Genomic DNA, 6,322 nt, shown 5'->3' on the forward strand with positions numbered 1-6,322 from the left:
TGAAAGTGTATTCCTCCATAGCGGAGGAATACTAATTTATTTTGAAATAAGTCTTGCGGCTGACAAATAATAAAAGCCAGAGCCATTTGTATTATTTTCACCTGAAGTAACTGTTACCGTAATCTTACCTGAGCTGTCAGGTTTTATGTCTTTTGCTACTACTGTGTTGGTGCTATTATTTGAAGTATTAAGTCTTACAACGACTTCGTTAGTTCCAGAGGAAATAAATTTAGTCTCGCGATTATCTGTTACATTGCCCCTTGAACCAAAAAATGTTATATCGTAATTCAAATCTTTATCCAAACCGATAAGTTCAAATTTACTTTGAGTTATAATCATCCCTCCAAAATCACCTTTTGAATTACCAAAGTAAGAATATCTCGAAACTGTTGAAGGCATGTTCAATGGTGTAGTACTCGTTGTAGGTCCATCCGCGTTGACACCATTAAATCTTTGTGTAATGGTTAGTTTAATACCAACATAGGAGCCAATGCTATCCTTTAGATTGATGGAAGTACCAGCTAAGAATGAATTAATTTGATTCCAATGATCAGCAGCAGCATTATTACCAAAATCCAATAATACACTGCTTGTCAGAGGTCCGCCAGCTCCACCCTGAAAATCGGTCATAGGTGTTACTTCGTTAGGTTTTTGTAGAGCCAAATGTGCTGCATTTTGTGCTATGGCAACTTCAAAATCAGATAAACCCTGAGGCTTGTAACTGTTACCAATCACATTAGTCCCCATAAGACTTTCATACCATGTACATGCAGCTAAATATCTTCCTAATGGCATGCTCAAGTGGTAGCCATCTCGCGTGAAATTATCTTCCACGACGCTAGTTCTACCATTTTGTATTGCTGTACCTGCCGGAATAATCATATCGATGTCAACCAATTGTTTCGCTTTATTGACAGCGTCAACAATGGCTGTGTACATCTGCATTTGGTCTTTGTTGTAATTATCAAAACCAGCATGTGTAGAATTTTTGGCGTATGCCCAAGTTTGGTATAAGATAAATTTTACATTTTCATTTTTAGCACGTGGTGCTACATAATTGTACAATTCAGCTAAAGAGGCAGACCAGGTATCAAATTTCCCTGAATTAGAACTTTCTTGCTGAAAGCTGATATGTGTCCAATTTTCGCTTGCTAAAGCCGTAGCTATTGATGTGTTTGCTACTGTAGTTTTATTTCCTTCAGCATCAATTTTACGAAAGCTATATGCACCTGCATTTGCTTTTATATTGTTTACATGTTGTTCTAATGTAGCTCCGCCGATGTACAGATTTCCAATAATGATTTTCTGTCCATTAGCTTTAGCAAGATCATACAAATGTGTTTCTATGGCATCTTCGGAAAAACTATTACCAATAGCAAGTACACGAATAGTTCCATCATCTTCTGGATCAGGAATGATATTCATTACTGGTCGTTCCATTTTTTGACAGCTCATAAAAGCGAGTAATGTCAAAAAGGAAAATATTTTATATATATTAATTTTCATAAGTTATCAATTTATAGCTTATCTGTAGTCTGGGTTTTGCACTAAAACACCAGCAGATTTATCAATTTCTGGCTGAGGAATAGGGAAGAAGCGGTGTTTTAACTGGTAGTTTACATGTCCTGCATCTCGCATAGTTTCTACATCAATATCCCAACGTATTAGATCATAAAAACGTTCATTTTCCATTCCTAATTCGACTTGTCTTTCATGACGAATCGCATTACGAAGAGCTACTTGATCGCGTGTAGTCACGGCTGGTAAAACAGCAGCGTTACCACCTCTTGCACGTGCTCTCACACGTTCAAGAAAATCCAAGGCTAAGTCAACATTTGCGTTTCCACCCACTTCATTTGCTGCTTCTGCTGCTAACAGAACCACATCAGCATAGCGAATCAGACGTACATTGAACCAATCTCCAAACCTGCTTCCGTATCTTGTACGTAATGTAGGGTTAGTATATACTTTTTTGTTCCAATATGGTCGTGGAAGGTTATCTGGTAATACTTCACCATATGGTTCATTGCGTTGTCCAGAATATAAAAATGTTACATCTTTTCGTGGATCATTTACCTCAAAAGCCTCTAGCAATCTAGGATGTGGAATATTCCAACCCCAGCCCAAATCCCAAGAACCTGATCCGCGTACACCTTGACGGCTGGCATAAGTAACACCAAAATTTTGTACGCCATCAAATAGTGCTTGTATTTCGAAAATTGATTCTTTGCTATTTTCACTTTCCTCACGGAAAATCATATTGTAAGGAACACTCAAATCATAAACTTCAGAATTAATTACTTGCATAGCAGATGCCAGAGCTTCACTAAACCTCTTACGTGCCATTAGCGTTTTAGTTTGCACAGCTAAAGCAGCACCTTTAGTAATACGTCCAGGATGACTGGGCCATGTCGAGGGTAAATAGGCTACGGCGTCCGTTAAGTCAGCATCAATTTGCTGATAAATATCATTAATACTTGATTTCGGAATATTCGCGGAAGCTTGATCTGTAATTTTAAAAGTTACTAAAGGAACTTCTCCAAATGTTCTGACCATATTAAAATAAGCCCATGCACGTAGGAATTTCATTTCTCCAATATTGGCTAATGTACCTTCAGATGGATTATCGATAGAATCTGCAGTCGCTAGTACATTATTGGTCAAATTGATTAGGTTGTAATGCCCAGACCAGTAGTTGTTCACTAACCAATAATCCAGCGGATAATTGAAATTATCAAATATTGGTCCTGCGCCAGCCTCATCTCCCGTGCTACTTCCTAATTGCGCATCATCAGAACGAATGTTGTGTAATGCAACATACGGTAGTCCACTGGTCGCCTCAGATCGTAAGCCGGCATATGCGGCAAAAACTTGTCCCTCTAAGGATCCTGTAGGCATATCTTCTTCTGTAAATCTTCCTTTAGGCTTAATATCTAACCAATCTTTACTGCAGCTAGCAAAGAGTAAAACAAGGAAAATGCCTGTGATTATTTTATATCTATTTGTTATTGTTTTCATAATGATGACCTAAATAATCGTTAAAAATTTAAGTTTAAACCAAAGGTATAAATGGCAGGAACTGGGTAAGTACCATTGTCAATACCAAATGATGTGGTACTTCCGCCAATTTCAGGCGTGAAACCTGTATTTTTCGAAAATGTAGCAACGTTCTGTGCATTCAAGAATAGGCGCAAACTTTTCAAACGCATACGTGATACTGTTTCTGCTGGTAAAGTATATCCCAATGAAATATCACGAATTCTGAAAAAACTTCCATCTTCAATGAAATAAGTAGAATATTGTCTGTTGACTGATCTTCCTTCGTGTAGGATTGGCTCCCAATTGGATGTACCCACACCATTCCATCTGCCTAATCTATCGGTCAAGAAATTGTAAGTAGCAAATTGATTTTGATTCCACGTTCTTAGGATTTCGTTACCATAAAGACCTTGTAATTCAATTCCTAAATCAAAATTCTTGTAAGAAGTACCTAATGATATACCATAATAGAAATCAGGAGTCGGGTTTCCTATCATTGTTCTATCTTGTGAATTAATGGTTCCATTACCATCGATATCTCTGTATTTGATGTCACCTGGTAAGAATGCTCCACCACCTAAACCATTTGTTGCATATTGATCAACATCTGCTTGTGTTTGGAATATTCCATCATGTATATACCCCCAAAAATAACCGATAGGGTAGCCAGCAATTGTTCTCGATGCACCATTGATAATATCATAGCCATCTGTCGAAAGTTTTACAACTTTGTTTTTTACAGTTGTAATATTACCACCAATTGTGTAGCTCCAATCTTCATTAATGGTTTGTGCCCAAGTCACACCAGCTTCAATACCTTTGTTTTGAATTGTACCTAAATTGCTTAAGCCTGGTTTACTTCCTAGAATACCTGGTACACGTACTAAAATATCTTCCGTGTTTTTATTGTAGTATACAGCTTCGACACTTAAACGGTTTTGAAGCGCATTCAATTCAAAACCAGCTTCCCAGGATTTCACTACTTCCCAATGTAAGTTCGGGTCTGGGATATATTCAGCTTCATAAGCTGGAATTAATTGATCTCCAAATACAGCAGAATTCCCTGGAACCATTAATGGATACATTGGGTACCAATTTCCGCCAACATTTTGGTTACCTAGTGAAGCCCATGAAGCTTTTAATTTCAGATTATTGATAGATTCAACATTTTGCATAAAGCTCTCTTGACTTACCACCCAAGCAGTACCGATTGAGTAGAAATTTTGCCAAGGCTTACCATTTTTTGCAAATGCAGAACTTCCATCTCTTCGGAAAGAGGTATTGATCAAATATTTACCGTCGTAATTGTATAATGCTCTACCCAGCCAAGAAAGCGTGCGGTATTCTGATGCGGTTGAATTTCCTGTTGTAGTGTTTGGATCTCCAATATTTACGTACCAATAATCTGGATCATTTGGGATTTCTAAACCTTCACCTTGGGTTCTACGCGCAGTAGTAGCTTCAAGTCCTTGTAAATAAGTTGTAAAACCTCCCATCAAGGTTAGATTGTGCTTATCAAACGTATTTCTGTAGTTCAATAACCAGTCTGTTTGGTATTTGTAATGCGTATTTTGTTCGTGATTTACCGAAGTTAATTGGTTACCAATACGTTCCCTTTTGTCATCACCCTGGATATCTGGGTTATATACCGAAACTAAACCTTGATAAGATCTGAAATTATTAAATCCATAATCCGCGGATAAATTAACTCTGAAATTGAAGTTCTTTAGAAAATCAACCTCTGCATACCAATTTGCTAATGCACGATAGTTGATTCCAATATATGTGTTTTTACGTTCTTCAATATCCACTAATGGATTGTTTACTTGTGCACGTTGAAAGTCCGGAAGAGAATGATAAAGACCGTATTCATTGTTGAAGACAGGAGCTATAGGTGCGGCAAGTATTGCACCGAAAACTCCTCGCTCTTGCGGTAAACGTGCTCTATAGCCATTCAAGACAATACCTGTCCGAAAATTATCCGTTAGTTTAACCTCATCTGTCACGTTGAAAGTGATTTGGCTGTGCTTTTCGTGATTAATAGTACCTTCATCCTTAGAATATCCCAAGCCCATTCGAAAGGTGTTTTTATCTGTTGCACCACTGACGCTTAGATTATTGTAGTTCAAAATTCCGTTAGTAAAAATTTCGTCTTGCCAGTTTGTATTTCCTGTCCAATTTGTATAGTCGTATGGGTAATTACCTTGGTTAAAACGTTGTTCCTCATACAATTCTTTGAATTGTTCGGCATTTGCCATATCCATATGTTTTGCTACATTCTTAACACCTATTCGAGAATTAAATTCAAAATTCAGTTGACCTAGTTTTGCTCGCTTAGTAGTGATAGCAATAACACCATTTGCTCCACGAACACCGAAAATCGCTAAGCTGGAAGGGTCTCTTAGCACTTCAATCGTTTCGATGTCATTTGGATTTAGGTAATTAATATTGTCATTTAACAATCCATCAACGACATAGAGTGGCTTAGCTCCATTGATTGAATTAGTACCACGGATACGAATATCTGGTTCTTGACCTGGTCTACCAGAATTCGTAACTTGTAGTCCCGGAACCTTACCTTGCAAATTTGCAACAGGGTTAGTACCTGGTTTGTCCACAATGTCTTCACCCTTAATTTGGGTGATAGAACCAGTTAAGTCACGTTTTCTAGCTGTACCGTATCCGATGACTACTACTTCTTCTAAAGCATTATCGTCGCTTACAAGAAAAACATCTATCGATGTCTGGTTTCCAACAACGATATCTTGTGATTGATAGCCAATAAATGTAAATGTCAACGTATCACCCACTACAGCAGCAATAGAATATTGACCTACAGCATTTGTTTGTACCGCTGTCGACTTATTTTTAATAGCGACAGTAACCCCTGGTATAGTGACTAAAGATTGCTCATCTTTTACTACACCAGAAATTGTATTTTGCGCAATAACCGAATTAGCATAGAGCAAAACCATGAATAAAGTAAATATATACCTCATATAATTTTGATTTATAATTTTTTATGTTTAATTGTTTGGCAGCTTTTGTGTGTTGTGATAATGATGTTTTATGTACATATCACTATGTTAGCGTTCTACACAAGTGTATATTAAACAAATAAGTACGGTTTTCGTTTGCGAAATACTTAAATTTTATGCCATGCTTAGGGTATAAAATAAAAAACGGGATATGAATTTCATATCCCGTTTCTTGACTTTGGCTAGTTTCTCATATATGAAAGAAGAAACAGCATTATTCATGATTTTACCTTGTTTCGCTAATT

At 37.2% G+C, this 6,322-nt stretch carries 3 protein-coding genes; all 3 read right to left on the reverse strand.

The annotated features are described in order from the left end of the window. Positions 1-36 precede the first annotated feature (36 nt). Positions 37-1,455 carry a DUF4886 domain-containing protein gene (locus tag GOQ16_RS13375; protein WP_160069739.1) on the reverse strand — a complete coding sequence of 473 codons (1,419 nt, stop codon included), beginning with the start codon at positions 1,453-1,455 and terminating at the stop codon, positions 37-39. Positions 1,456-1,524: 69 nt separating this feature from the next. Continuing rightward, positions 1,525-3,018, reverse strand: coding sequence for a RagB/SusD family nutrient uptake outer membrane protein (locus tag GOQ16_RS13380; protein WP_160069740.1), 1,494 nt, complete (start codon positions 3,016-3,018; stop codon positions 1,525-1,527). Between the two features lie 20 nt (positions 3,019-3,038). Continuing rightward, positions 3,039-6,038 (reverse strand): SusC/RagA family TonB-linked outer membrane protein, encoded by a 3,000-nt coding sequence (locus GOQ16_RS13385; protein WP_160069741.1) that lies wholly within the window; start codon positions 6,036-6,038, stop codon positions 3,039-3,041. Positions 6,039-6,322: the final 284 nt, after the last annotated feature.

The sequence above is a fragment of the Sphingobacterium bovisgrunnientis genome (assembly GCF_009829085.1).
In the GTDB taxonomy this organism is placed as follows: Bacteria; Bacteroidota; Bacteroidia; order Sphingobacteriales; family Sphingobacteriaceae; genus Sphingobacterium; species Sphingobacterium bovisgrunnientis.

Excerpts from the sequence above, each read along its gene's own strand:
- GOQ16_RS13375 (WP_160069739.1), bottom strand. The coding sequence starts at position 1,455 with ATGAGCTGTCAAAAAATGGAACGACCAGTAATGAATATCATTCCTGAT.
- GOQ16_RS13380 (WP_160069740.1), bottom strand. The coding sequence starts at position 3,018 with ATGAAAACAATAACAAATAGATATAAAATAATCACAGGCATTTTCCTT.
- GOQ16_RS13385 (WP_160069741.1), bottom strand. The coding sequence starts at position 6,038 with ATGAGGTATATATTTACTTTATTCATGGTTTTGCTCTATGCTAATTCG.